This is a genomic window from Microbacterium sp. 10M-3C3 (assembly GCF_003931875.1).
GTDB lineage: Bacteria > Actinomycetota > Actinomycetes > Actinomycetales > Microbacteriaceae > Microbacterium.
Window position 1 is genome coordinate 823,026 of the sequence record NZ_CP034245.1, and the last position, 24,677, is coordinate 847,702.

The 24,677-nt window shown below is 73.0% G+C and carries 23 protein-coding genes and 1 pseudogene; 14 read left to right on the forward strand and 10 right to left on the reverse strand.

Annotated elements, in window-relative coordinates; translation table 11 throughout:
- Positions 1-97: 97 nt before the first annotated feature.
- Entirely contained in the window at positions 98-583 is a 486-nt protein-coding gene (locus EI169_RS03915; protein ID WP_125131169.1) for a helix-turn-helix domain-containing protein, read from the reverse strand.
- 88 nt (positions 584-671) lie between these two features.
- Between EI169_RS03915 and EI169_RS03920 the strand changes: the two genes are divergently transcribed.
- Positions 672-1,922 (forward strand): MFS transporter, encoded by a 1,251-nt coding sequence (locus EI169_RS03920; RefSeq protein WP_164515425.1) that lies wholly within the window; start codon positions 672-674, stop codon positions 1,920-1,922.
- A complete protein-coding gene (locus EI169_RS03925; RefSeq protein ID WP_125131171.1) occupies positions 1,919-2,593 on the forward strand; it encodes an SDR family oxidoreductase in 675 nt (224 codons plus the stop codon). Before EI169_RS03920 ends, EI169_RS03925 begins: the two co-directional genes overlap by 4 nt.
- Before the next feature lie 7 nt (positions 2,594-2,600).
- Here EI169_RS03925 and EI169_RS03930 read toward each other — a convergent pair whose 3' ends face one another.
- Complete coding sequence (locus EI169_RS03930) at positions 2,601-3,254, reverse strand: low molecular weight phosphatase family protein (RefSeq protein WP_125131172.1); 654 nt, start codon at positions 3,252-3,254, stop codon at positions 2,601-2,603.
- A gap of 190 nt (positions 3,255-3,444) precedes the next feature.
- On the opposite strand from EI169_RS03930, the gene EI169_RS03935 reads away from it, so the two are divergent.
- The gene (locus EI169_RS03935; RefSeq protein ID WP_164515426.1) at positions 3,445-4,302 is read left to right on the forward strand and encodes a CPBP family intramembrane glutamic endopeptidase; all 858 of its coding nucleotides are present in this window, start codon (positions 3,445-3,447) and stop codon (positions 4,300-4,302) included.
- A 170-nt stretch (positions 4,303-4,472) separates the two neighbouring features.
- On the opposite strand, the gene EI169_RS03940 is transcribed toward EI169_RS03935, so the two are convergent.
- Positions 4,473-4,910: a VanZ family protein gene (locus tag EI169_RS03940; protein WP_164515427.1), complete on the reverse strand. Its 438-nt coding sequence runs from the start codon at positions 4,908-4,910 to the stop codon at positions 4,473-4,475.
- A 220-nt stretch (positions 4,911-5,130) separates the two neighbouring features.
- Between EI169_RS03940 and EI169_RS16755 the strand changes: the two genes are divergently transcribed.
- From EI169_RS16755 to EI169_RS03965, 4 genes are all read left to right on the forward strand, one after another.
- Positions 5,131-5,316: an alternative tryptophan synthase beta-subunit gene (locus tag EI169_RS16755; protein ID WP_125131175.1), complete on the forward strand. Its 186-nt coding sequence runs from the start codon at positions 5,131-5,133 to the stop codon at positions 5,314-5,316.
- Positions 5,317-5,923: 607 nt separating this feature from the next.
- Complete coding sequence (locus tag EI169_RS03955) at positions 5,924-6,559, forward strand: response regulator transcription factor (protein WP_205783871.1); 636 nt, start codon at positions 5,924-5,926, stop codon at positions 6,557-6,559.
- Complete coding sequence (locus EI169_RS03960; protein ID WP_125131176.1) at positions 6,543-7,706, forward strand: ATP-binding protein; 1,164 nt, start codon at positions 6,543-6,545, stop codon at positions 7,704-7,706. Before EI169_RS03955 ends, EI169_RS03960 begins: the two co-directional genes overlap by 17 nt.
- The gene (locus EI169_RS03965) at positions 7,694-8,701 is read left to right on the forward strand and encodes a hypothetical protein (RefSeq protein WP_125131177.1); all 1,008 of its coding nucleotides are present in this window, start codon (positions 7,694-7,696) and stop codon (positions 8,699-8,701) included. Before EI169_RS03960 ends, EI169_RS03965 begins: the two co-directional genes overlap by 13 nt.
- A gap of 418 nt (positions 8,702-9,119) precedes the next feature.
- Here the strand turns inward: EI169_RS03965 and EI169_RS03970 are convergent, their stop codons facing one another.
- From EI169_RS03970 to EI169_RS03980, 4 genes and pseudogenes are all read right to left on the reverse strand, one after another.
- Entirely contained in the window at positions 9,120-9,374 is a 255-nt protein-coding gene (locus EI169_RS03970) for a hypothetical protein (protein ID WP_125131178.1), read from the reverse strand.
- 180 nt (positions 9,375-9,554) lie between these two features.
- Complete coding sequence (locus EI169_RS16760; RefSeq protein WP_240640600.1) at positions 9,555-9,806, reverse strand: hypothetical protein; 252 nt, start codon at positions 9,804-9,806, stop codon at positions 9,555-9,557.
- A 60-nt stretch (positions 9,807-9,866) separates the two neighbouring features.
- The gene (locus EI169_RS03975; RefSeq protein ID WP_240640601.1) at positions 9,867-10,679 is read right to left on the reverse strand and encodes an NAD(P)/FAD-dependent oxidoreductase; all 813 of its coding nucleotides are present in this window, start codon (positions 10,677-10,679) and stop codon (positions 9,867-9,869) included.
- 114 nt (positions 10,680-10,793) lie between these two features.
- Positions 10,794-11,108 (reverse strand): annotated as a pseudogene (locus EI169_RS03980) (MarR family transcriptional regulator); the annotation flags it as partial.
- Positions 11,109-11,399: 291 nt separating this feature from the next.
- Between EI169_RS03980 and rplM the strand changes: the two are divergent.
- The 5 genes from rplM (at position 11,400) to EI169_RS04005 (ending at position 15,129) form a co-directional block, all read left to right on the forward strand.
- Positions 11,400-11,846 (forward strand): 50S ribosomal protein L13, encoded by a 447-nt coding sequence (gene rplM, locus EI169_RS03985; protein WP_125131180.1) that lies wholly within the window; start codon positions 11,400-11,402, stop codon positions 11,844-11,846.
- Between the two features lie 20 nt (positions 11,847-11,866).
- A complete protein-coding gene (gene rpsI / locus EI169_RS03990) occupies positions 11,867-12,331 on the forward strand; it encodes a 30S ribosomal protein S9 (RefSeq protein ID WP_125131181.1) in 465 nt (154 codons plus the stop codon).
- Positions 12,332-12,342: 11 nt separating this feature from the next.
- Entirely contained in the window at positions 12,343-13,701 is a 1,359-nt protein-coding gene (glmM, locus tag EI169_RS03995; RefSeq protein WP_125131182.1) for a phosphoglucosamine mutase, read from the forward strand.
- Positions 13,702-14,101: 400 nt separating this feature from the next.
- Positions 14,102-14,635: an NAD(P)H-dependent oxidoreductase gene (locus EI169_RS04000; protein WP_125131183.1), complete on the forward strand. Its 534-nt coding sequence runs from the start codon at positions 14,102-14,104 to the stop codon at positions 14,633-14,635.
- Positions 14,632-15,129 carry a flavin reductase family protein gene (locus EI169_RS04005; protein WP_125131184.1) on the forward strand — a complete coding sequence of 166 codons (498 nt, stop codon included), beginning with the start codon at positions 14,632-14,634 and terminating at the stop codon, positions 15,127-15,129. Before EI169_RS04000 ends, EI169_RS04005 begins: the two co-directional genes overlap by 4 nt.
- A gap of 61 nt (positions 15,130-15,190) precedes the next feature.
- Here EI169_RS04005 and EI169_RS04010 read toward each other — a convergent pair whose 3' ends face one another.
- Positions 15,191-15,961 (reverse strand): TetR family transcriptional regulator, encoded by a 771-nt coding sequence (locus EI169_RS04010; RefSeq protein WP_164515428.1) that lies wholly within the window; start codon positions 15,959-15,961, stop codon positions 15,191-15,193.
- Between the two features lie 120 nt (positions 15,962-16,081).
- Positions 16,082-17,011 carry a Ppx/GppA phosphatase family protein gene (locus tag EI169_RS04015; RefSeq protein WP_125131186.1) on the reverse strand — a complete coding sequence of 310 codons (930 nt, stop codon included), beginning with the start codon at positions 17,009-17,011 and terminating at the stop codon, positions 16,082-16,084.
- Between the two features lie 122 nt (positions 17,012-17,133).
- On the opposite strand from EI169_RS04015, the gene coaA reads away from it, so the two are divergent.
- A complete protein-coding gene (coaA, locus tag EI169_RS04020; RefSeq protein ID WP_125131187.1) occupies positions 17,134-18,087 on the forward strand; it encodes a type I pantothenate kinase in 954 nt (317 codons plus the stop codon).
- Between the two features lie 21 nt (positions 18,088-18,108).
- On the opposite strand, the gene EI169_RS04025 is transcribed toward coaA, so the two are convergent.
- Entirely contained in the window at positions 18,109-18,714 is a 606-nt protein-coding gene (locus EI169_RS04025) for an acyltransferase (RefSeq protein WP_125131188.1), read from the reverse strand.
- Between the two features lie 231 nt (positions 18,715-18,945).
- Between EI169_RS04025 and EI169_RS04030 the strand changes: the two genes are divergently transcribed.
- A complete protein-coding gene (locus tag EI169_RS04030; protein WP_164515429.1) occupies positions 18,946-24,612 on the forward strand; it encodes a DUF4082 domain-containing protein in 5,667 nt (1,888 codons plus the stop codon).
- Positions 24,613-24,677 lie beyond the last annotated feature (65 nt).

Here is a 24,677-nt window from a genome sequence, read left to right on the forward strand (position 1 = left end):
AGCGGCGGCGCGCGCCCGTGCCTCCGGCCGTCGACGGAAACGGCGAAGAGCCGAGACAAGCGCCGACGGTACGGCCGCGGTATCTCGGAAAGGGGGATCAGGCGCGCGTGACGGCGACGACGGCGTCCCTGCCGGGCCGGCGCCACTGCACGCCATTGTCGACCGTGAGCGCCGCCCCGCAGTGCGCGCAGGTCTCCGCGCGCTCCGACGTCTCGCCGCATACGCCGCACACCACGGCGAACGGCGGACGCTCGTTCGCCGACGGGCGGTGGCGGTGCGCCCACGCCGCGTACGCCTGGAGCACGGGCACGGCGTCGGCGCCGGCCTCGGTCGGCACGTACTCGTGGCGGGGGCGGGCGCCCTCGGAGTAGGGACGCGTCTCGAGGAGGCCCTGCTCGACCATCGTCGCGAGGCGCGCGGCCAGGACGTTGTCGGATGCGGCGATCCGCCGCTTGAAGTCGTCGAAGCGGCGCGCGCCCGACACGGCCTCACGCAGGATCAGCAGCGTCCAGGGGTCGCCGATGGCGTCGATGCCCCGTGCGATGGGGCATGCCTCCGCGCTCCAGTCGGATCTCAGCGGCATGTACGGCCTCCTCGGCATTCACTTGCTTGAAGAAAGTTTATGGTCTAGCGTTCGAGCGATCAACTTTTCTCAAGAAAGCGAGCGTGGCATGTCCCAAAGTGTTGCGGCCGCACCGGCTTCGCAGGTCACGCGGTGGACGCCACGGCAGCGGCTGGCGACGGCGCTGAACCTGACCGGCGCGCTCACGGTCGCCGGCGCGGCGGGGGCGGGGAGCCCGCTGTTCGTGTACGAGCAGGGCCGGTGGGGCTTCGGCGAGAGCACGCTCACGATCATGTTCTCGATCTACGCGCTCACCCTCCTGGTGACGCTCCTCGTCGCAGGCTCGCTCTCCGACCACCTCGGCCGCCGTCCGGTGCTCATCGGGGCGCTCCTGCTGCTCGCCGCTGCATCCGTGCTCTTCCTCCTCGCCGACGACGCGAGCTGGCTGATCCTCGCCCGCGCCGTGCAGGGCGTCGCGACCGGCGCCGCCACGAGCGCGTTCACAGCGATGGTGTCGGAGACGGTGCCGTCAGCAAGCCGCGATCGGATGACGCAGATCGCGGGCAGCTTCCCGATCGGCGGCCTCGCGCTCGGCGCGCTCGCCGGAGGGCTCGCGGTGCAGGGCACCGCACTGCCGGTCGTCGCGGTGTTCGTGCCCGTGATCGTGCTCATCGCGGTGGCGATCTCGGGGTCGCTCCTCACCCCGGCGTCGTCGTCGCGCATCCCCGGCGCATGGCGGTCGCTCGTGCCGCGTGTCGCGGTGCCCCGCCGCCTGCGCGGAGCCTTCGCGCGCGCGGCGGTGCTCGTGGCCGCGGCGTGGGCCACCTCCGGTCTGTTCCTCGGCCTCGTTCCGGCGTTCGCGCACGCCGTCGGGGTCGACGGTCTGCCGGCGGCGGTGCTCGTCTTCCTGCAGCCGGCCACCGCCGCCGCGGCCGGCATCGCCCTGACGCGGCTGCCGGCCGCCCGCGCCGGTCTCGTCGGCGCGACGGCGCTCCTCGCCGGCGGTGCGCTCGCGTTCGCCGCCGCGGTCGGCGGGTCTGCGCCGCTCATGGCTCTCGCCGCGATCGTCGGCGGTGTCGGCAACGGCCTGGGCTTCGCCGCCGCGCTGCGCCCGCTCGCCGCCGCGGCGGCCACGCACGAGCGCGGCGGCGTGATCTCGGCGATCTACGTCGTCGCGTACGTCGCCTACGGCCTGCCCGCCTTCGTCGCCGGGCAGCTCGCGGCCGACCTCGGCCTGGCGGGCGTCACGGCCGGCTACGCGCTGCTCATCGTCGCCGCCGCCGCGGCGGCGCTCCTCACTCGCGTGCCGCTGCGGGCCGACTCCCACCCGGTGCTCGCCGGAAAGGAAGGACGGTCATGACCGACATCGACGGAGCCACGATCCTCATCACCGGAGCGAACGGCGGCCTCGGCGCCGAGTTCGTCACCCAGGCGCTCGCGCGCGGCGCCCGCCGCGTCTACGCCGCGGCCCGCACCCCGCGGGAGTGGGGCGACGCGCGCGTCGTGCCGCTCAGCCTCGACGTGACCGACCGCGACGCGATCGCCCAGGCGGCGGATGCGGCGCCCGACGTCGACATCGTCATCAACAACGCGGGCATCCTCCGTCGCGGCGACCTGCTCACCGGCGACCTGGCCGACATCGAGGCGATGTGGGAGACGAACACGCTCGGACCGCTGCTCGTCGCGCGGGCCTTCGCGCCGCGGCTGGTCGCCGCATCCGGCGCGCTCGTGAACATCGGGTCGGTGCTCAGCTGGTACGCCGCGGGCAAGGGCTACAGCATGTCGAAGGCGGCGCTGTGGTCGCAGACCGAGGGCCTGCGCCTCGAGCTTGCGCCGCAGGGCGTGCACGTCATGGGCGTATACCTCGCCTACACCGACACCCCGATGAACGCCGGCATGGACCCGGCGGGCATGAACACGCCCGCCGACGTCGTCGCGCAGGTGTACGACGGGCTCGTCGCGGGCGCCGGCGAGCTGCTCGCCGACGACACCACGCGCGCGGTGCGGTCGCGGTTGTCGCAGGTCGGATGACCCGGTGTCACGCGAACGTCGCGCGGAGCACCCGCACGATCTCGCCGATCGCCGGCAGGAGCTGCGCGGCGGAGAGCTGATACGTCTCCCACGAGCGCCGGTAGGGGTCGATCACGTCGTCATCGAACGGATCGGCGGGCACCTCGAGCTGGCCGCGACGGCTCGCGAGCAGATCGAGCACCGCGCGCACCCGCGCGTGCGGGTTCGTACCCGCCGCCTCCGCCGTCGTGCGGATCTCGGCCTCGGGCACATCCCGCGCGAGGCGTTCGAACTCCCGGGCGGTGAACACCGAGCGGATCGCGGCGGGGGAGACCTCGACGATGTCGCGGCGGTGCTCGCGCGACATCGCGAGGACGAGGTCGGGCGTGCGCAGGTGCGACTCGTTCAGCCAGCGCGCCCGGTGCGCGGCGCTGTCGTCGGTCGCGACGCCGAGCTGCGCGGCCAGGTGCGCCGCATCCGGTTCCATCGGCTTGTCGATGAGCGCGCGCGTGCCGGCGCTCGAGACGGCGACATCGAGCGGGCGCAGGCGCGTGCGCAGCAGCTGCTCGGCCAAGGGGGAGCGGCACACGTTGCCGGTGCACACGGTGAGGATCTGGATCGTCGGCGCGACGGATCGCTCGTCGCGGTGATCGAACAGGCCGCTCAGATCGAGGTCGAGCATGAGTTCATTCTGTCGGGCCGGGGAGCGTGGTGCGCTTCGTCTCGGCTTCGCCTCGCTCAGCGTCCGGTGGCTCGGCTTCGCCTCGCTCAGCGTCCGGTGGCTCGGCTTCGCCTCGCTCAGCGTCCGGTGGCGCGGGTTCGGCGTCCGGTGCGACACGGCCACGAAACGCCCGCCCGGTAACCTGGGCTCGATGTCCGAGTCTATCGAGGCCGAACTGCGCACCCTCCGGCCGCCGGAGGAGTCTCCCGACGATGCGCCGCGCGATCCGGCGCCCACCTCGTCGAAGCCGCGCCGCCGCGGATCGCGCCGCCACCGCACGTGGCTCGAGGGCGGCACCTCGGTGCAGTTCTGGGGCTGGGAGCTGCTCGGCTGGGCGGTGCTCGGCCTGGGCGCGGGCCTCGTCGCCGCGGCCGCGCTCAACGAGTTCGCGCCGCAGCCGCTCGGGTCCACGCTTTCGCTGCTCGTCGTGTGGGTCGCGTTCCTCGCGCCCGTCGTCTTCGCGTTCGCGCGGTCGCGCCCCCGTGCGCTGCTGCGGTTCCGCCCGCTCGACCTGCTCTACGGCATCGCCCTGGGCCTGATCCTCCGCCTCGTGCAGGGCTGGCTCGAGATGGCCGCCGGCGGCAGCAGCGCGTGGCCGGCGTACTCGAGCGGCGGGGCACTGCCGTCGAACTGGTGGTTCGACCAGCTGCTCGCCGGAGTGATCGTCGCACCGGTGCTCGAGGAGCTTTTCTTCCGCGGGCTCGTGCTCGTCGCCGTCTACACCGCGGTCCGGCGTCTGGCCGGCGCGGGCATCGCCACCTTCGCGGCCGCGCTCGTCTCGACCGGCCTCTTCGTCGTCGCGCACGCGCTGCTCGCCCCGGTCACCTGGGATGCGGCGGTGTCGCTCGCACTCGTCGGCCTCATCAACAGCCTCATCGTGCTCCTCACCGGCCGCATCTGGGGCGCCGTGCTCGCGCACGCCGTCTACAACGGCATCTGGATCGCCCTCGCGACGGTCGGCACCCTGCTCGGCGGGACGTCGCCGGGGGGCACACCGACGCTCGGCTGAGCCGCCGCATCCGCACCGCCCCTTCACGAGGAAGACCCCCGCTCGTCGTAGAGCGGGGGTCTTCGCAAACCTCCGAGGTCGCGGTGCCGTGCGACCTGTGCATCGGGTTCGGTCCGATATTAGCGAGAAGTCAGCAGCGATCCGCAAGACGCGCGCATGAGAATGCGCTCCTATGACGCACGCGGCGCCCGGCGGGCCGACGCGTGCTCGGACGACGAGCGCCAGATGAGCGCGATGACGACGCCCGCGACCATGCCGAGGCTGTTCGCGATGACGTCCCACGCCGACGCCGTGCGCCCCGGCAGCAGCGTGCCCTGGATGAGCTCGATCGCGGCGCTCGACGCCACGCCGATCGCGATCACCCAGCCCCACGCGCGCACGAGCCCCGCCAGCAGGAACCCGAACGGCGCGAACAGCGCGATGTTGGCGCTGAACTCGATCCGCGCGTACGTCGCCCACGGGAAGCGCCGCGTGATCGCCGCAAGGACGTGCCCGGCGCCCTCGTCCACGTGCGTCGGCCAGAACGCGATGAACGCGAGCGTCAGCGCGTACACGACCAGCAGCGCCACGAGCACGCCGCGCGTGCGAGCGGTGACGGGCCGGAGCATCCGCCCAGCGTAGGCCGCGAATGTGAGCGACGCGTTTCGGGCGGATGCAGCGCCTGCGACGCCACCGCGCGGTGTGACGGCGTTCGCTCCGGGACGCCGCGACGACATCTGCGCGCCATGTATGCGTGGTATTTTCCGCTCGACCGGGGTGACGGGGGTTCCACCGGTTCGGGAGGTGGGTGTGGCCAGGCGCCGAGCCGACACGCGCGATCGTCGCATCGTGGAGTTCTACTCCTTCCGCGGCGGGTGGGAGCGGGTGCGCCGCCGCATCCGGCTCGACGAGCCGACCGCCGAGGGGCTGCGCGCCGAGGGCTTCACGATGGTGCGCGTGCGCGTGTCGCCGTGGCAGAGCCGCGAAGTGTCGCTGCTGCGCTTCCTCCAGGCCGACGGGTCGGACCCGGAGTAGGCGCTAGCGCGCGACGTCGTGCGGGAGGACCTCGGATGCGTCGACGCCGAGCACCCGCGCGAGCGACACGAGCGTCTGCAGCCGCGGATTGGCGGGCGTGCCGGGTTCGACTCGCCGTTCTCGAGCTTCTGATACGTGTACGTCGCGATGCCCGCGGCCCGCGCCACCTGCTCCTGCGTGAGGCCCGACCGCTCGCGCGCCTCGCGCAGCCGCTCGCCCAGGGCGGCCGCATACGCGTCCCATGCGCCTCCGTCGTTGGAAGTCACGGTTCTAGAGTGCCGCATCCCGGGGCGTTCGGGGGCGCCGGGTCGCGGCGGCGGTTCGGGTGTCAGCTGCGGTCGCTTGGCGGAGGTGCATGCGGCGTCACGTGCCACGCGGATGCGAGGGGCGCTCGTTCGGGTGGCGGGTGGGGTCGCTTCGAGGCCCTGGATGCGGCGAGAAGTGACACCCCGGTGCTGGCGAGGCGACCTGCGACAAGCACAGGGACGGGCGTCGGGCGGGGTGCGCTTCGTCTCGCTGCGCTCGCTCGGCGTCCGGGCGAGCGCACGTGGGACCGCGAGTCCAATGGGGAGCGCTAGGCTCGCAGCACGAGCGGAGGGGAGACTGCGTGCGTGAACTGCGCCTCGGGGTCATCGACGACCACCCCGCCCTGCTCCTCGGCGCCCGAGCCGCTCTCGAGACACAGCCCGACATGCACGTCGTCGTGACGGCGTCGAACGTCGACTCGCTGCTCGCCCACGGCGCCGCCCTCGACATCGTGCTGCTCGACCTGCTCCTCGGCGACGGGTCGAGCGTCACCGACAACGTCACGCGCCTGCGCGAGACGGGGGTGCCCGTGCTCGCCTACTCGGGCTCCGACCAGCCCGCGCTCCTGCGCGAGGCCGCGCGCGCGGGCGCCTCCGGGGTCGTCCGCAAGACCGAGCCGCCCGAGGCGATCGCGCTCGCCGTCCGCACCGTCGCGGACGGCGGCGTCGCGGCCGGCGCCGACTGGGCCGCGGCGCTCGAAGACGACCACCGGTTCGTCTCCGCGCGCCTGAGCGCCCGCGAGCGCGAAGTGCTCGGGCTGTACGCGGCGGGGGAGACGGCCGAGCGGGTCGCGGCGGCCCTGTTCGTCTCGCGCGAGACGGTGGTCGACCACATCCGCCGCATCCGCGCGAAGTACGCCGCCGCCGACCGGCCCGCGCCCACCAAGGTCGACCTGTACCGCCGGGCTGTCGAGGACGGCCTTGTCGACGAGCGCTGAGCCGCACCTCACGCGCGACGCGCAGGATCGGCTTGAACGGCGACTGACCGCGCTCGCCGCGCTCGCGGGGATGCTGTTCCTCCTCGGCACGGCGCCCGTGCTCGTCGTCTTCCCGCACGTGCAGTGGTGGTGGCCGGCGGTCGCCGTCGTCATGCTCGGGATGCAGGTGCTCCTCGTCGTCGCGCACCTGCGGATCTCGATCGGCTGCGTGCGCTTCCTGTGGCGCGCGATCGCGTTCTCGTGCTGGCTGCTCGAGGTGACGATGTTCGCGGCGTGGAGCCCGGCCGACGCCGACGCCCTGCAGCCGTGGATCTGGCCGCTGCTGCCGGCCGGCGTCATGCTGCTCGGACTCCTCATGGTCACGTGGAAGGCGATCATGTGGACGATCGGGATCGCCCTCGCCCCGATCGCCTCGGCGCTCGTCGTCACGGGCGGTGTGCCCGACGGCGTCATCCACAACACTCCGCTCGCGCTCACCGGCGTCACGCTCGTGCTCATCCTGACCTCCGTCCGCACGCGCCTGCGGCAGGCGTTCGCCGCGGAGGCGGCGGCGCGCAGCAGCGAGCGGCGCAGCGCCCTCGCCCGCGCCGAGGCCGAGCAGCAGCGGGCGCTCGCCCGCCTCGTACACGACGACGTGCTCGCGGTGCTCACCGCGGCGATGCAGCTGGGCGGCCGCATCCCCGAGGAGCTGCGCACCGAGGCGCGTGCGGCGCTCGCGGTGCTCGACCGTGAGACGCCCGACGCCGATCCGGATGCGGCGCTGCCCACCGAGACCGCGACGACGCAGCTGGCCGCGCACGTGCGCGAGCTCGCCCCCGCCGCGCTCGTCAGCGCGATCGCGGAGCCCGGCACGCTGCCCCGCCACGTCGTCGACGCGTTCGGCCGCGCGCTCGGGGAGGCGGTGCGCAACAGCGTCCGCCACGCCGGGCCGGCGGCGATCGAGGTGCGCATCACCGGCACGGCCGATCGACTCGAGGTGGTCGCGAGCGACGACGGTCAGGGCTTCGACCTCGGCCGCGTCGACCCCGAGCGGCTGGGGGTGCGCGAGAGCATCGTCGGGCGCATCGACGCCCTGCGCGGCGGCCGCGCCCGCCTGACGAGCGTGCCCGGCGAGGGCACCCGGGTGGTGATGACGTGGCAGCGCTGACGGGGGCCGAGACCGGTTCGGGCGGATTCGGCACGCAGGGCGCCCGGTGGGGCTTCGTCATCCTGTGGGCCGGCGGCGTCGTCTCGGCGATCCTCGCCGGCGGCTTCGGAGCCACGCCGGAGGCGCGCTGGCACTACGCCGCGGCGCTCGCCCTCGACCTGTGTGCCGTGGTGCTCGTCACCGAACGGGCCTCGCGCGGCCTCGCCCCCGCCCGCGCCGCCGCCACCGCGCTGGTGGCCACTCTCGCGGCGGCGATCGGGTTCATCGCCTACGCGAACGGCAGCGAGATCTGGGTCGTCGCGAACGCCACGACGATGGCGGCGATCCTCTTCGCGCGGGGCAACCCCCGCTGGGCGACGGTCGCCGTCCTCGCGTGCGTCGCGCCCACGACGATCGGCGCCGCGACCGGCCTGGTGTCATCCCCCGACGCGATCTACGTCCTCGGGGTCGCGGGGCTCATGGTGCCGTCGGCCATCCTGTGGCGCCCCGCCCTCGCGAGCATCCTCCGCCGCGAGCAGCGCCATCGCACGGTCGAGGCGCGCGCCGCGCTCGAGGCGGAGGCCTCCGCCATCGCGATGGCCGAGTACGGCCGCGAGATGCAGCGCATCCGCGACGACGCGGCACCGCTCCTCGAGCGCCTCGCCTCCGCCGACGCGCTCGACGACGCGGACCTCACCGAGCTCGCCGTCACCGAGGGGGCGATCCGCGATCGGATGCGCTCGCCCCTCGCGCGCGACGAGGAGCTCATCGCCGCGATCGCGCGCGCCCGCCGCCGCGGCATCCGCGTGCTGCTCCTGTGGGACGGCGACCCCGCCGGCACGCCCGACCCCGCCCTCGTGCACCGGCTCGGCGAGATCGTCGACGCCGCCGCATCCGGGTCGCTCGTCGTGCGCGGGGGGCAGGGTCGCGACGAGATGTGGGTCGTGCGCACCGACGGCGACGCCGTTTCGCGCATCGTGCTCGACGACCGCGGCCGCACGCGCGAAGTGCTGTAGCGCGCGGCGCCCGCCTGTGCGCACTCCCGGAGCGCGTTCACCGGATGTTTCCCCCCGTCCTGGGGGAGGACGGTGCCCGGTCGGCCGGAATACGCTTTTCGCGTCCGTCTCGGGGGAGGCGGACAGCGAGTGCGCCGCTCCCCGGGGGGAGCGAGCGGCGGGTTCGCGTCGGTGCCGCGCGGTCGTTCTCGTCCGGGCATGGGGGAACCCCGCGCACGATCCCCTCCACGGATCGACTTCGAGGTCCGCGGAGGGGATCGAACCGTTTCCGGGCCCGGGGCCGGGGCCGGTGCGCGGCGGCGTCTGCGGCTCACGCTCACGCTCGCGTGCGCGCAGAATTCAGGCCGAGCGCGCGTCAGGGTGGCAAACTCGCCCCGGGGTGCCGGTGCGCCTGAATTCTGCGCGCGACGGGGCGGCGTCAGCCGGTGGGCTCGGATGCGGCGGGCAGCTCGCCGTTCGCGATCGCATCCGCGAACCGGCGCAGGTCGGGGCCCGGCTCCCAGTCGATGAAGCGGTCCTTCAGCCGCGCGGTCAGCTGCCGGAAGGCTTCGTCCGACGTGATGCCGCCGCCCGTGCGGGCGATGTCGAGCACCGCCTCGCGCAGCACCCGATCGGCGTCGTCGAGGATCTTCGCGCGGGCCTGCTCGTTCCAGCGGATGTCGTCGATCTTCATGCGTGCCACCGTAGGCGGCGGCTCGCCGCATCCGTCGGGGGTTGCGTCGATCGCCGCAGGGCGCTGGGATGCGGTGGCCGGGCTCAGTCCGCGAGGGCGGCGCCGAGCCGCTCACGCAGGGCGGCCGGGTCGGCGATCACGTCGCGCAGCACGCCGCGCGCGGCGTCGCGCCCGTCCTCGTCATCTTCGGGCACGTTCCACAGCAGCACGCCGACAGGGCGGCCGTCGTCGAGGTACACCACCGCGCGCGTCGTCGGCGCCCTCCGCGGCGAGGTCGACGTCGACCGTCTCGAGCTGCGGGTCGAGCGTGCCGACGGCCTCCCACCGCACGCCGAACACGGCGGAGTAGAAGTACGGCGTGTGCGCGTACGGCTCGTCGGCGCCCGCGGCGGCACGGCCCGCGGCGGTGCCCGAGACCGTCGCGTGATCCACGTGCTCCACGCGCGAGCGGCCGAGGATCGCGTCGGGGTACGCGGCGATGTCGCCCGCGGCTCAGATCGCCGCATCCGACGTGCGCAGGCGTTCGTCCACGACGCCGCCGCCGTCGTCGTCGACCTCGAGCCCGGCCGCCACGGCGAGGTCGGCGACGGGGGAGACGCCGAGGCCGAGCACGACCGCGTCGCGCTCGAGCTCCGTGCCGTCGTCGAGCACCAGCACGACCGCCGCGTCGCCCGCGCGCACGGTGTCGGCCCGCCGATTCGCGATCAGATGCACGCCGGCGTCGGCGAACAGCTGCTCGTACCGGGCGGCGAGGTCGGGCGGGAAGGTGTCGGCGCCGAGCACCGCGCCGCGGAAGACGAGGTCGGTCTCGACGTCGTTCTGCACGAGCGCGGCCGCGATCTCGGTGCCGATGTAGCCGCCGCCGACCACGGCGATGCGCGCGCCGGCGCGGGCGAGCTGCCGCAGCCGGCGGTAGTCGGCGGCCGAGCGGAAGTACAGCACGCGCTCGTCGTCGGGCGCGTCGACCTCGTGCGGCCGCGATCCGGTGACGAGGATCAGGCGGCGGTAGCCCACCTCGCCGCCGTCGTCGGTCGACACGGTGCGGCGCGCGCGGTCGATCTCCGTCACGAGCGTGCGCAGACGGATCTCGGCGCCGGTGTCGTCGGCGGTGCCCAGCGGCACCTGGTCGTCGGTGAAGTCTGGGTCGGTCCACAGCTTCTTCGACAGTGCCGGCCGCGTGTACGGCTCGTCGACGTCGGCGCTGAGCACGACGATCGTGCCGTTCTCGTCGCGCTCCCGGATGCCGCGGGCCGCCGCATCCGCGCCCATGCCGCCGCCGACGATCACATAGTCGTACGTGTCCATCACCGCACCGATCTGCCACCCCTCCGACCTCCAGGGGTGCGGCCACGGTAGGCGCGCGGCGACGACGGCGGCCACCGGGGGAGCGCGGCGGGAGGCTGCGCGTATGATGCGCGCTCAGCCGCCCGACTGCACGCGCGCCCGGTGCCGGTCGGTGAGGTCGCGCATGTCGCGGAGGAGGTCGCGCATCGCGTCGAGCTGAGCGACCGTGAGATCGCGGAAGAGGTGCTGACCCTCCTCGACGAGGGGTCCGTACGCGCGCCACGTGAGCTCGTGGCCCGCGTCGGTCATCTCCACGAGCACCTTCCGGCGGTCGGTGTCGGATGCGACGCGCCGCACCAGCCCGCGCGCGGAGAGCCGGTCGATCATCGCGGTCGTGGCGGCGGGGCGGAGGCCCGTGGCGACCGCCAGCTCGCCCGCGGAGCGCGGACCCGCGTCATCGCATTCATGAGAATACGCTCATGTCCACCCTTTGGGGGACATCTTGCCACCGACGGCGCGCGTCCCCTACCATGCTTCGGCGCCGCTCGCTCGGCGCCGGCACCTGCGTGTTTTGGCCGTCGCATCCGGATGGCGTAGACTGTCTCTTTGGTGCGCGCCGCCTGCTGGCGCGCCACCGCGAACGTGAGCCCTCCACTGGCGTCTTCGACCGGCATCCGCCCGAGAAGCACCCCGGAGCGGGATTCACGAACACCTCCGTTCGAATCAGAAAGCAGCACTCCTGTGACGCGCACTTACACCCCCAAGGCTGGCGAAGTCCAGCGCGAGTGGCTCGTGATCGACGCGACCGACGTCGTCCTCGGCCGCCTCGCCTCGCACGCCGCCGCCCTCCTCCGCGGCAAGCACAAGCCGACCTTCGCGAACCACATCGACACCGGCGACTTCGTCATCGTCGTGAACGCCGACAAGGTCGCCCTCACCGGCCAGAAGCTCCAGAAGAAGATGGCCTACCGCCACTCCGGTTACCCGGGCGGCCTGAAGGCTGTCTCGTACTCCGAGCTCCTCGAGAAGAACCCCGTCCGCGCGGTCGAGAAGGCCATCCGCGGCATGCTGCCCAAGAACAGCCTCGGCCGTCAGCAGCTGTCGAAGCTGAAGGTGTACGCGGGTGCCGAGCACCCCCACGCCGCGCAGCAGCCCACGCCGTACACCTTCGACCAGGTCGCCCAGTAAGCGCCGTTTAGGACACAGACATGTCGAACATCGAGAACTACTCCACCGAGACGCCGGTCGACCAGACCGCCGTCGCCGCCGAGCGTCCCGTCCTGAGCGTCCCCGGCGCCGCTGTCGGCCGTCGCAAGCAGGCCATCGCGCGCGTCCGTCTCGTCCCGGGCTCGGGCACGATCACGGTCAACGGCCGCGCGATCGAGGACTACTTCCCCAACAAGCTGCACCAGCAGCTCATCAACGACCCGTTCACGGTGCTGAACCTCGCCGGCGCCTACGACGTGATCGCCCGCATCTCCGGCGGCGGTCCCTCGGGCCAGGCCGGTGCGCTGCGCCTGGGCATCGCGCGTGCGCTCAACGAGATCGACGTCGAGAACAACCGCCCGACCCTGAAGAAGGCCGGCTTCCTCTCGCGCGACGCGCGCGTGAAGGAGCGCAAGAAGGCCGGTCTCAAGAAGGCGCGCAAGGCGCCGCAGTACTCGAAGCGCTGAGTTCGGATCCGATGCCGCTTTTCGGCACGGACGGGGTGCGGGGGCTGGCCAACGGCCCCCTCACCGCCGACCTCGCGCTGCACCTGGCCCAGGCGACCGCCGTCGTTCTGGGCCAGGGCCGTTCGGCGGAGGCGCGACGCGCCGCCGGCCGACGGCCCACCGCCGTCGTCGCGCGCGACCCGCGCGTGTCGGGGGAGTTCCTCACGGCGGCCGTCGCCGCGGGCCTGGCCTCCTCGGGCGTCGACGTGCTCGACGCCGGCGTCATCCCGACGCCCGCCGCGGCGTTCCTCATCGGCGACATCGACGCCGACTTCGGCGTCATGGTGTCGGCCTCCCACAACCCCGCGCCCGACAACGGAATCAAGATCTTCGCCCGCGGCGGGGTGAAGCTGCCCGACATCGTCGAGCAGCGCATCGAGGCGGCCCTGGACGGGCAGATGCTTCAGCCGACGGGCGCGGGCGTCGGCCGCATCCGCCGCTTCGCCGACGCCGAGGACCGCTACGTCGTGCACCTCCTCGGGTCGCTCCCGCACCGGCTCGACGGCATCCACGTCGTGCTCGACTGCGCGCACGGCGCCGCGTCGGGCGTCTCGCCCGAGACGTTCAAGGACGCCGGCGCCCAGGTCACCGTCATCGGCGCCGACCCCGACGGGCTCAACATCAACGACGGCGTCGGCTCGACGCACCTCGACAACCTCGCCGAGGCGGTCGTGCGCCTGGGCGCCGACGTCGGGATCGCCCACGACGGCGACGCCGACCGCTGCCTCGCCGTCGATGCGCGCGGCAACGTCGTGGACGGCGACCAGATCATGGCGATCCTCGCCGTGTCGATGAAGGAGCGCGGCCACCTCGCCGACGACACGCTCGTCGCCACCGTCATGAGCAACCTCGGTCTTCATCGCGCCATGGCCGACCACGGCATCCGCGTCGTGCAGACCGCGGTCGGCGACCGGTACGTGCTCGAAGCCATGAACGAGCACGGCTACTCCCTCGGCGGCGAGCAGTCGGGGCACGTCATCATGAGCGAGTTCGCCACGACCGGCGACGGCCTGCTCACGGGGCTCCACCTCGTCGCCGAGATGGCGCGGCGCAAGGCCACGCTGGCCGAGCTCGCATCGGTGATGACCGTCTATCCGCAGGTGCTCGTGAACGTGCGCGACGTCGACCGTGCCCGCGTCGAGACCGACGAGGCGCTGCAGGCGGAGGTAGAGGCGGTGCGCGCGAAGCTGGGGGACACCGGCCGTGTGCTGCTGCGCGCATCCGGAACCGAGCCGCTCGTTCGCGTCATGGTCGAGGCGGCGGACGCCGCGTCGGCCGAGGGCTACGCGGAGCGCATCGCGGCGGTCGTGCGGGAGCGCCTGGCGATCTGAACGGCCGTGCCCCGGCGCCTCTTTGGACGTGAAGTGCACAGTCTTGAAACGCGCGCGCGCTTTCCGTAGTGTCGGAGCAGTCGGACCGCGCCGCGCACTGCGCGGCGGGTGCTTCGGGCTCCGACACCCCCGTGCGTCCGGCCCCGCCGTGGGGGGCTCGGCCGGTGGGCCGGACGCACGGCTTCGCCGTCGCGCGGCTCGCGTTTCGCCACGTGACGCGCGTGACCTCGCCGAAACACGACCCTCGTATGCTGGAGGGGCAACGTAAGCCGTTGTGGGCCGCCGAGACAAAAAACCTGGGTGGAAAAGAGAGACGTCGTCGTCGATCCTGCCCGTGGCGCCCCGGGCCGGGTCCCGCGCCGTCTCACCTCCTGACAACCGGTGAAGTGTGAGAACCTCCATGACCACGAAAGCCTGCGTCGTCGTCGGCAATCCCAAGCCGCGATCGCGCACCCTGACCGTCGCGACGACGCTCGTCGAGCACGTCCTGGACCCGGGCACGTACGACCTCACCGTGATCGACCTCGCCGATCACATCGACGAGATCTTCACGTGGCCCTCCGAGACGCTCGGCGAGCTCAACGCCCTCGTCGCCGACAGCGACCTCGTCGTGTTCGCGTCGCCTACGTACAAGGCGACCTACACCGGGCTGCTGAAGGCCTTCCTCGACCGGTACCCCGCCAACGGGCTCGCCGGCGTCGTCGCGATCCCAGTGCTCACGATCGCCGACGGCACCCACAGCATGGCGCCGACGCACAACGTCGCACCGCTGCTCGCCGAGCTCGGCGCCATCGTCCCCGGCCGCGGCTTCGCGTTCGTCTCGGCGCACATGGACCGTCTCGACGAGATCGTCGAGGCCGCCGCATCCGAGTACCGCGCGAACATCGCGCGCGTCGCGGCGCTCGCCCCGGCCACCGCGGCGGTGGCGTCGTGACCGCCCCGATCGACGCCCGCGCCTTCCGCGACGCGCTCGGCCACTTCGCCTCCGGCATCACGATCGTCAGCGGCATCGACGCCGACGGCCCGATCGGGTTCACATGCCAGTCGTTCTACTCCGTGTCGGTCGACCCGCCGCTCATCTCCTTCAGCGTCATGACGAACTCGACCACCTACCCGCGCATCCGCGAGACCGGCCGCTTCGCGGTCAACGTGCTCTCGCACCACCAGGATGCGGTGGCCTCGCAGTTCGCGCGCAAGGGCACCGACAAGTGGGCGGGCATCTCGTGGACGCCGACCGCGGCGGGCACGCCCGTCCTCCACGACACGCTGATGTGGCTGGACTGCGAGATCTGGGCCGAGCACGAGGCCGGCGACCACCTCATCGTCATCGGGCGCGTCGTGGAGATGAGCCCCGCCGAATGGCACCGGCACGAACCGCTGCTGTACTTCAAAGGCGCCTACCGGCACCTGCGCGACATCGCCAGCTGACGCCGGGTGGCTGGTCCCGCGCCGGGCGGGCTGTGCTGGCGCCGTGCGGGCCGTGCCGGCGTCAGGCGGGCTCGGTCATGCCGTCGACGAGGCCCAGGAAGGCGATCGCCGACAGGTGCCACTCGACGGGCTCGCCGTCGATGCCGGGGAGCTCCGCGGTCTCGTCGGCGAACGACTGCCCGAACGCCGAGCTCGTCGCCACGCCCTCGAGGACGGACGACGCCGTACGCACGAAGTGCCCCATGCCGAGGCCCGAGACGATGCGCCGGCCGAAGCGCGCGAACAGGCGCTCGTACGCGGCGGACATGATCTCGAGGTACTGGTTCTGGATCGTCTCCAGCCGGTCCAGCAGCACGGCGCGCTCGTCGTCGGGGAAGCTGTCCAGCGACATCGACAGCGCGCGGAACGTGCGCCACCGCGCCGAGCCGGCGAGCGTCGCGTGCATCGTCGTCAAGGCGCGGCGCACCGTTTCGAGCAGCGCGGCGCGGCGGCCCTCGGCGGTGTCGAGGCATCCGGGGTTCTCGGCGCCCACCGCGTCGGCGGCGTCGTCGAGCGTCTTCGCGAAGAACGCCGCCAGCGGGCTCTCCGGTGGCAGCAGGCGCATGGCGAGCTGGAAGACGAGGTTCTCCTTGCTGCCGAACGCGTGGAACGCCGAGCTGCGGGGCACGCCGACCTGACGGATCAGGTCCTCCATGTTCAAGGGGTAGGCGTTCACACCGAGGCCGCGGCCGCCGAGCAGCTCTTCGGCGGCCAGCAGCATCCGCTCGCGCAGCTCCTCCTGCTTGATGCGGGGGGCGCGCGCGCGGCGCCGCGCCGGCGCGGCGTCAGTCACGGGTCGGGCGAGGGTCGAGGGCGAGGACGGGCATGATTGTTCCTTCGGGCGACGCGGGCCCCGGGTCAGGCCGCGATGCGTTCGGCCCATAGTAGGCCGTCCGGACCCTCCGTCGTGTCGTCAATATGCGAGCGACTCGATGTAGCGCAGCAGAGCGCCCTCGCGCAGCGCCCACGGCGACACCTCGAGCTCCTCGACGTCCATCGCCTTCATGGCCTGATGCAGCACCACCGCGCCGGCCACGATCTGGAAGGTGCGGTCGGGGGTGATGCCCGGCAGCTCCTGCCGCGCCTCGGCCGGGATGCGCGCGAGGCGCGGGATCCACGCCTTCAGCTCGCGGCGCGGCAGCACCATCCGCTCGATGCCGGACCAGCCCGGCACCGGGTAGCCCGCGAGCTTCGCGAGCGAGCGGATCGCCTTCGACGACCCCACGACGTGGTCGGGACGCGGGAGGGTCGCGAACCGCTCGGCGACGGGGGCGAGCACGGATGCGGCGTGCGCGCGCAGCGCGTCGATCTCGGCGTCGGTCGGCGGATCGTCGGGGAGGAAGCGCACCGTCATGCGGCCGGCGCCCAGCGGCACGGATTCGGCCAGGTCGGGCAGCTCGTCCGCCCCGCCGGCGATCTCGAGCGACCCGCCGCCGATGTCGAACAGCAGGATGTGCCCGGCCGACCAGCCGAACCACCGCCGCACCGCGAGGAACGTGTACCGGGCCTCGGCGTCGCCGCCGAGCACCTGGAGCGGCTGCCCGAGCGCCTCCTCGATGCGTGCGATCACGGCCGCGCCGTTCGTCGCCTCGCGCACCGCCGAGGTCGCCGTGGCCAGCAGCGCGTCGACCCCCTCGGACTCGGCCGTGGCGCGGGCATCCGTCACCGCCGCCACGAGGGCCGCGACGCCGGCGTCGTCGATCGCGCCGTCGGGCGTGAGGTGGCGCATCAGCCGCAGCACGGTGCGGCGGCTCGTCGTGGCGGTGGGGCGCCCGCCCGCACGCGCGTCGGCGACGAGGAGGTGGACGGTGTTCGAGCCGATGTCGAGGACCCCGAGGCGCACGGATGAAGCGTATCCGGCCGGCGTGGGGTCGCGAGAACGCGCGCGTGCACGCTTTTCCGGCCCGAAACCGTGCAGGAGCGCGTTCTCGCGAGCTGCGGAAGGGCCGCGAGTAGGGTGGGGGCGTGCCCGACGTCGACACCGCCGCATCCGCGCCGCGGCTGACCCCGTACCGCGAGATCGGACGCGAGGAGTGGGCGCGGCTGGCCGCCGGCATGCCGCAGCCGCTCACCGAGACCGAGGTCGTGCAGCTGCGCGGACTCGGCGACCGGCTCGACGTGACCGAGGTGCGCGAGGTCTACCTCCCGCTCAGCCGCCTGCTGAGCCTGTACGCCCACGCCACCAAGCAGCTCGGCGCCGAGACGGCGTCGTTCCTCGGCGAGCCGGACACGACGACGCCGTTCGTCATCGGCGTGGCCGGCTCGGTCGCGGTCGGCAAGTCGACGATCGCGCGGCTCCTGCGCGAGCTCATGAGCCGCTGGGCCGACACGCCGCGGGTCGAGCTCGTCACGACCGACGGCTTCCTCTACCCCAATGCCGAGCTCGAGCGGCGCGGCCTGATGGACCGCAAGGGCTTCCCGGAGTCGTACGACCGCCGCGCGCTCGTCGAGTTCCTGAGCGAGGTCAAGAGCGGTGCATCCGAGGTGCGCGCGCCGTTCTATTCGCACATGCGGTACGACATCATGCCCGACGCGCACGTCACGGTGCGCCGACCCGACGTCGTGATCGTCGAGGGCCTGAACGTGCTGCAGCCGCCGGCGGCGCCGAACGACGTCGCCGTGAGCGACCTGTTCGATTTCTCGATCTACGTCGACGCCGACCCCGCGCACATCGAGCAGTGGTACGTCGACCGGTTCCTCGCCCTGCGCCAGGCCGCGTTCAGCAACCCGAACTCGTACTTCCGCGTCTTCGCCGACATCAGCGACGACGAGGCGGTGCAGCGCGCGCTCGGCTACTGGCGCGACATCAACCTGCCGAACCTCCTCGAGAACGTGCTGCCCACGCGTCACCGCGCGTCGCTCGTGCTGAAGAAGGGCGCCGACCACACCGTCGAGCGCGTGCAGCTGCGCAAGCTCTGACGCGCTGCCTGCGCGGCGCCGTCAGGCGAGCGGATGCAGCGTGCCGTCGGTCTCGCGGTAGCGCTCGCCGGTCGCCGGGCACACCCAGTCGTCGCCGTCGCGCTCGAGCGGGCGCCCGGCCCGGCCGACCCAGCCGATGCGCCGCGCCGGCACGCCGACCATGAGCGCATAGGCGGGCACGTCCTTGGCGACCACGGCGCCGGCCGCCACGAGCGCCCACGCGCCGATCCGCACCGGCGCGATGCACACGGCACGCGCGCCGATCGCCGCACCGTCCTCGATCTCGACCCCGACGGCGTGCCAGTCGTCCGCGGTCTTGACGGTGAGGTCGGGGTTCGCGGCGCGTGGGAACTCGTCGTTGGTGAGCACGGCGGCCGGGCCGATGAAGACGCCGCGGCCGAGCCGGGCCGGCTCGTACACGAGCGCGTAGTTCTGCAGCTTGGAGCTGTCGCCGATCTGCACCCCCGGCCCGACGTACGCGCCGCGCCCGACGACGCAGTCCGCGCCGAGGACGGCGTCCTCCCGCACCTGGGCGAGGTGCCACACCTTGGTGCGCGCCCCGATCGACGCGCGGTCGGACACGTCGGCGGTCGCGGCGACGAACGGCTCATCGGGCGGCGTGGTCATCGGTCCTCCTGCGGGCGAGGGTCGGGGAATCCGGTGGTGGCGGTTCCCTGCGAGAACGCTATACTGCCCGCGGGGAGATCTTCCGACGCGTCGCGAGACGCGGGGGGATCATCGTTATCCGCCTTCGGGCGGATCTGGGGACCGCCGGGGGGCGGGAAGTCCGGGAGGCCATCGGCCGAACGGGCGGTTTGGGGAAAAATGGGGAACTCGACGTCCGTCGTCCGACGGCCGATGCGTGCGCGCTGGGCCGCCGTCATCGCCCTCGCCGCGCTGATCGTGTCGCTCCTCGCCGCGCTTCCGCCGAGCACCGCGAACGCCGCATCCACCTCCTCGAGCCCGTGCGGCGCCACCGTCAACGCGATCGTGTGCGAGAACCAGAAGCCGGGCACGTCGCCCGACGTGTGGGACATCGACGGTGCCGGAGACCCCAGCATCCAGGGCTTCGCGACCGACATCAGCGTCAACGCCGGCCAGAGGATCGACTTCAAGATCGACACGGATGCGTCTGCCTACGCGATCGACATCTACCGCACCGGCTGGTACCAGGGCCTCGGCGCCCGCAAGATCACGAGCGTCGCCCCGTCGGCGCCGCTGCCGCAGCGGCAGCCCCAGTGCCTGACCGACGTCACGACCGAGCTGTACGACTGCGGCACGTGGGGCGTGTCGGCGTCGTGGACGGTGCCCGCAGACGCCGTCTCGGGTGTGTACATCGCCAAGCTCACGCGCAAGGACACCGGCGGCGCGAGCCACATCATCTTCATCGTCCGCCAGGACGGCAACACCTCCGACGTGCTGTTCCAGACCTCCGACCCCACGTGGCACGCCTACAACACCTACGGCGGCTCGAACTTCTACCGGGGCGCCGCGAACGGCCGCGCGTACAAGATCAGCTACAACCGCCCCTTCGCCACGCGCGGCGGCGTCGAGGCGCGCGACTTCTACTTCAGCGCGGAGTACGCCACGGTGCGCTTCCTCGAGCGCAACGGCTACGACATGACCTACATCGCGGGTCTCGACACCGATCGCCGCGGCGCGGAGCTGCTGAAGCACAAGGTGTTCCTCTCCGTAGGACACGACGAGTACTGGTCGGGCGCGCAGCGAAAGAGCATCGAGGCCGCGCGCGACGCGGGCGTCAACCTGCAGTTCCTCACCGGCAACGAGGGGTACTGGCGCACGCGCTATGAGGACTCGACGACCGGTGCGTCGGGAAACCAGCGCACGCTCGTGTCCTACAAGGAGACGTGGGGGCAGGGCGGCAGCGCCGGCACGGGCGCCAAGATCGATCCCTCCTCGCAGTGGACCGGCACCTGGCGCGACCCTCGCTTCGCGACCCCCGCGCAGGGCGGGGCGTCCCCCGAGAACGCGCTGACCGGCACGATGTACATGGTCAACGACGTCGCGCTCCCGGTCACGGTCAGCGCGGAAGAGGGCAAGACGCGGCTGTGGCGCAACACCACGCTCGCGAACCTCACGGCCGGCACGACGCGCGCGCTCGCGGAGAAGACCGTCGGATACGAGGCGAACGAGGACATCGACAACGGCATGCGCCCGCAGGGGCTCGTGCGCCTGTCGACGACCGTCGGCCCCACCCCGCAGTACCTCACCGACTACGGCAACACCGTCGTCTCGGGCACCACGACCCACCACGTGACGCTCTACCGGGCCGCGAGCGGAGCACTCGTGTTCTCGGCCGCGAGCGTGCAGTGGGGGTGGGGGCTCGACGCGACGCACGACGGCGACGGCCCCGCAGCCGACGTGCGGATGCAGCAGGCCGAGGTCAACCTGCTGGCCGACATGGGCGCACAGCCCGGCTCGCTCATGTCCGGACTCGTCCGGGCGACGAAGAGCACCGACACGACGGCGCCCGTCACCACGATCTCCTCGCCGACGCAGGGGCAGCAGATCGCCCACGGCACCACGGTGACGGTGACCGGCACGGCGAGCGACGTGGGCGGTCGCGTCGCCGGCGTCGAGGTGTCGACCGACGGCGGCACGACGTGGCATCCCGCCACCGGCACCACGTCCTGGAGCTATCGCTACGTGCAGCAGGGGAGCGGGTCGACCGCGATCATCGCGCGCGCCATCGACGACAGCGCGAACTTCTCCCGAGCGGGCGTCACGCGCACCGTGTCGGTCGTCGGCCCCTCCACGGTCTTCGGAACGGCGACGCCGACGCTCGCCTCGGCGAACGATCCCGACCCGGCGGAGCTGGGCCTGCGCTTCACACCGGATGCCGACGGCTTCGTCACGGGCGTGCGCTTCTACAAGGGCGCCGCGAACACGGGCACCCACGTGGGCTCGCTGTGGGACTCCAGCGGTCGGCGGCTCGCCCAGGTGACCTTCCCCACGGAGACGGCCACCGGGTGGCAGACCGCCACACTGTCGACGGCGGTACCCGTCATCGCGGGGCAGACGTACACCGTCTCCTACACCGCACCGCGTGGCGGGTACGCCATGGACGCCCGGTACTGGCCCTACACCGCGCGCCAGACGACGCCGCTGACGGTGTCGTCCGCCGTGGGCGCCGCGGCGGCGGGGGTGTTCGGCACGGCCGGCACATTCCCGACCGGGACGTGGAACGAGTCGAACTACTACGTCGACGTCGTCTTCAGCCGCGCCGACACCTCGCCGGTGCGGCTCGTGGCGCAGACTCCGGCCGCGGGCGTGTCGAGCGTCGACCCGGCTGCGGCGATCACCGCGACCTTCTTGCGCGATGTCGTCGCCTCGAGCGTCAAGCTCACCGTGACCGGGCCCGGCGGCACAGCCGTCGCCGGCACCCTGTCGTATGACGCGACGACGCGCACCGCACGCTTCGCGCCGGCATCCGCGCTCGCGGCCAGCACGGCGTACACCGTGACACCCGCGGCGACCGACGCGAGCGGCGTCACGCTCGCCGACGGCAGCGCGTGGACCTTCACGACCCGCGCCGCGGATCGCGCAGCCGGCGACTGCCCGTGCAGCCTGTGGAATGAGAGCCGCACGCCGACGATCGCATCGGACGCCGATGCCGACCTCGTGACGCTCGGCGTGGCGTTCACCCCCTCCGTCGACGGCACCGTCACCGCGCTGAAGTTCTACAAGGGCGCCGCGAACACCGGCACCCACGTCGGCGCGCTGTGGGATGCGGCGGGCAACCGTCTGGCGCGTGTCACCTTCCAGAACGAGAGCACGGCCGGATGGCAGACGGCGATGCTCGACACGCCGGTGACCGTCACCGCAGGCACGCGCTACGTCGCGTCGTACCTCGCGCCCAACGGCCGCTACGCGGTCACGGCCAACGCCTTCTCGGCCCCGTACCAGCGCGGACCGCTGAGCGTCGCGGCCGGCGGGTCGGTCTACACCTACGCCGACGCATTCCCGAACCAGTCATCGACGACCGACTACGGCGTGGACCTCGTGTTCCAGCAGTCGCAGCCGGCGCCGGCCGTCGTCTCGCGCACGCCCGACGCGGGTGCGACGGCGGCGACGGACACGCAGGTGTCGGCGACGTTCGATCGCGCCGTCGTGGCCGGCTACAGCGGAACGGTGACCGCCGACGGCGCCCCGGTCACGGGCTCGTGGACGACCTCGAGCGACGGCAAGACGGTGCGTTTCGCGCCGTCCCAGCCCTTCGCCGAGGGCGCCCAGGTGGCCGTCTCGCTGTCGGGGATCCGCGCGACGGCGGGCGGCACCGCCGCCACGGTGTCGTGGACGTTCCAGATCCGCCAGTCGACGCCGCCGGTGACGCTTCTCGGGACGACGACTCCCACGTCCACGCAGACGGCGGAGACGGCCTCGGTCGAGCTCGGCATGGCCTTCCGGTCGACGGTCGCCGGCACGGTGACCGCGATCCGCTTCTACAAGGCGGCAGGCGACACCGGCACGCACACGGGCTCGCTGTGGGACGCCACCGGCACGCGCCTGGCGCAGGTGACGTTCCCGTCCGAGAGCGCATCCGGCTGGCAGCGCGCCGTGCTGTCCACTCCGGTCACCCTCACCGCCGGCCAGACGTACACGGTGTCGTACCTGTCGCCGCGGGGCGCCTACACGTACACCAGCCGCGCGTTCGCGACAGCGGTCTCGAGCGGGCCGCTCACCACCGTCGCGCCCGACAACGGCCGTTACCGGTACGGATCGGGCGGCGCGGTGCCGACCGACACGTGGAACTCGACGAACTACTTCGTCGATGTGGAGTTCCGCCCGGCGGCCGACGGCAGCGCGGTCTCGATGACCGGGCACACGCCCGACGGCTCGAACGTGCCGACCAGCGCGGCGATCACCGCCACGTTGTCGGGAGATGCGCCGACGCCGACGCTCGGGTTGGCGACGAGCGCGGGCGCCATCGCCGGATCGTCGGCGTGGGCGACGTCGTCGCGGACGCTGACCTTCACGCCGAGCGCGGCGCTCACGGCCGGCACGACGTACACCGCCACCGTGCGGATCGCGGGCAATGTGCTCGACCAGTGGACCTTCACGACCGCGCCACCGGTGGTCACGGGTGACACCTACACCCTCTTCGGCACGACGACGCCGGCGACGCCCGCCGCGACGGACACGGCCGCGGTCGAGGTGGGCACCGCCTTCACCGTGGCGAAGGCCGGTCAGGTGACGGCGATCCGCTTCTACAAGTCGACCTCGAACACGGGCACGCATGTCGGGTCGCTGTGGGATGCGTCGGGCGCGCGCGTCGCCCGCGTGACCTTCCCCAACGAGACCGCATCCGGGTGGCAGCGGGGCGTGTTGTCGCAACCCGTGACGGTCTCGCCCGGGCAGACCTACGTCGTGTCCTACCTCGCGCCCAACGGGCGCTACGCGATCGCGCCGCAGTATTTCACCACGGCGAAGACGGCCGGGCCGATCACGGCGCCCGCCGGCGCAAACGGCCGCTTCCTGTACGGGGCGGCCGGCGGGATGCCGACCTCCTCCTGGAACTCCTCGGCGTACTTCGTCGACGCGGAGATCGTGTTCCCGACGGCCACCGCGGCTGCGCCGAGCCCATCCGCCTCGCCCTCACCGAGTCCGACCGGGTCGCCCTCGCCGAGCGCGTCGGCCTCGCCGAGCCCGAGCCCGAGCGCATCGAGCGCACCGAGCCCGAGCCCCGAGACGTCGGCCGCCCCGACGCCCGCGCCGACGCAGAGCGCGGCGCCCGCGCCGGTCGCCGTCAACGGGTCGGCGATCGCCCCGGCCTCCGGTGCGACGGACGTGGCGCCCACGACGACCGTCGCCGTGACGCTCGCGCCCGCGCCCGCCGAGGCGACCGTCGCGGTGGCCGGTCCGGGCGGGCCCGTTGCCGGAACCTCCCGCTACGACGTGGCGACCGGCGCGGTCGAGTTCACTCCCGCTCGGCCGCTGGACTGGTCGACGACGTACACCGCTTCGGTGGCGGCGCCCGGGGCGACCGTCACGCCCGCCTCGTGGAGCTTCTCGACCGCCGCGCAGCCGCAGGTCGCCGACGCGGCGACGATCTTCGGCGACGCCACGCCGCAGCATCCGTGGTGGGCCGACCCCGACCAGGTGCAGGTGGCGACGCGGTTCAGCGTCTCCGAGCCCGGCCGTGCCACCGGCATCCGCTTCTACAAGGGGTCGGAGAACACGGGCGCCCACACCGGATACCTGTGGCGCGCGAGCGACGGGGCGCGCCTGGCGGAGGTGTCGTTCGACACCGAGACCGCCGACGGGTGGCAGAGCGCGAAGCTGAGCACTCCGGTCACGCTCGAGACCGGGGTCGAGTACCGGGTGGGTCTGTTCAGCACGACGGGCCGGTACGCGGTGGACCTGAACACCCTGGCGCAGCCGACCACGGTCGGGCCGTTCCAGATACCGGCGAACGGCGGCGCCTACACGTACTCGCGCGACTTCCCGGACGGGAGCTCGCCGAACAACTACTGGGTGGACGTGCTGTTCGAACCGACCGGCTGAGCCGGTCGGCGCCGGGCGACCGGCAGCTGGGGAAGCGCTCGCTGGGGGCGCGCACTGCCCGTCAG

Bases quoted from the DNA above. Each gene is read 5' to 3' on its own strand.
- EI169_RS03915 (WP_125131169.1), bottom strand. From the start codon at position 583: ATGCCGCTGAGATCCGACTGGAGCGCGGAGGCATGCCCCATCGCACGG.
- EI169_RS03920 (WP_164515425.1), top strand. From the start codon at position 672: ATGTCCCAAAGTGTTGCGGCCGCACCGGCTTCGCAGGTCACGCGGTGG.
- EI169_RS03925 (WP_125131171.1), top strand. From the start codon at position 1,919: ATGACCGACATCGACGGAGCCACGATCCTCATCACCGGAGCGAACGGC.
- EI169_RS03930 (WP_125131172.1), bottom strand. From the start codon at position 3,254: ATGCTCGACCTCGATCTGAGCGGCCTGTTCGATCACCGCGACGAGCGA.
- EI169_RS03935 (WP_164515426.1), top strand. From the start codon at position 3,445: ATGTCCGAGTCTATCGAGGCCGAACTGCGCACCCTCCGGCCGCCGGAG.
- EI169_RS03940 (WP_164515427.1), bottom strand. From the start codon at position 4,910: ATGCTCCGGCCCGTCACCGCTCGCACGCGCGGCGTGCTCGTGGCGCTG.
- EI169_RS03970 (WP_125131178.1), bottom strand. From the start codon at position 9,374: ATGAAGATCGACGACATCCGCTGGAACGAGCAGGCCCGCGCGAAGATC.
- EI169_RS03975 (WP_240640601.1), bottom strand. From the start codon at position 10,679: ATGGACACGTACGACTATGTGATCGTCGGCGGCGGCATGGGCGCGGAT.
- rpsI (WP_125131181.1), top strand. From the start codon at position 11,867: ATGTCGAACATCGAGAACTACTCCACCGAGACGCCGGTCGACCAGACC.
- glmM (WP_125131182.1), top strand. From the start codon at position 12,343: ATGCCGCTTTTCGGCACGGACGGGGTGCGGGGGCTGGCCAACGGCCCC.
- EI169_RS04000 (WP_125131183.1), top strand. From the start codon at position 14,102: ATGACCACGAAAGCCTGCGTCGTCGTCGGCAATCCCAAGCCGCGATCG.
- EI169_RS04025 (WP_125131188.1), bottom strand. From the start codon at position 18,714: ATGACCACGCCGCCCGATGAGCCGTTCGTCGCCGCGACCGCCGACGTG.
- EI169_RS04030 (WP_164515429.1), top strand. From the start codon at position 18,946: ATGCGTGCGCGCTGGGCCGCCGTCATCGCCCTCGCCGCGCTGATCGTG.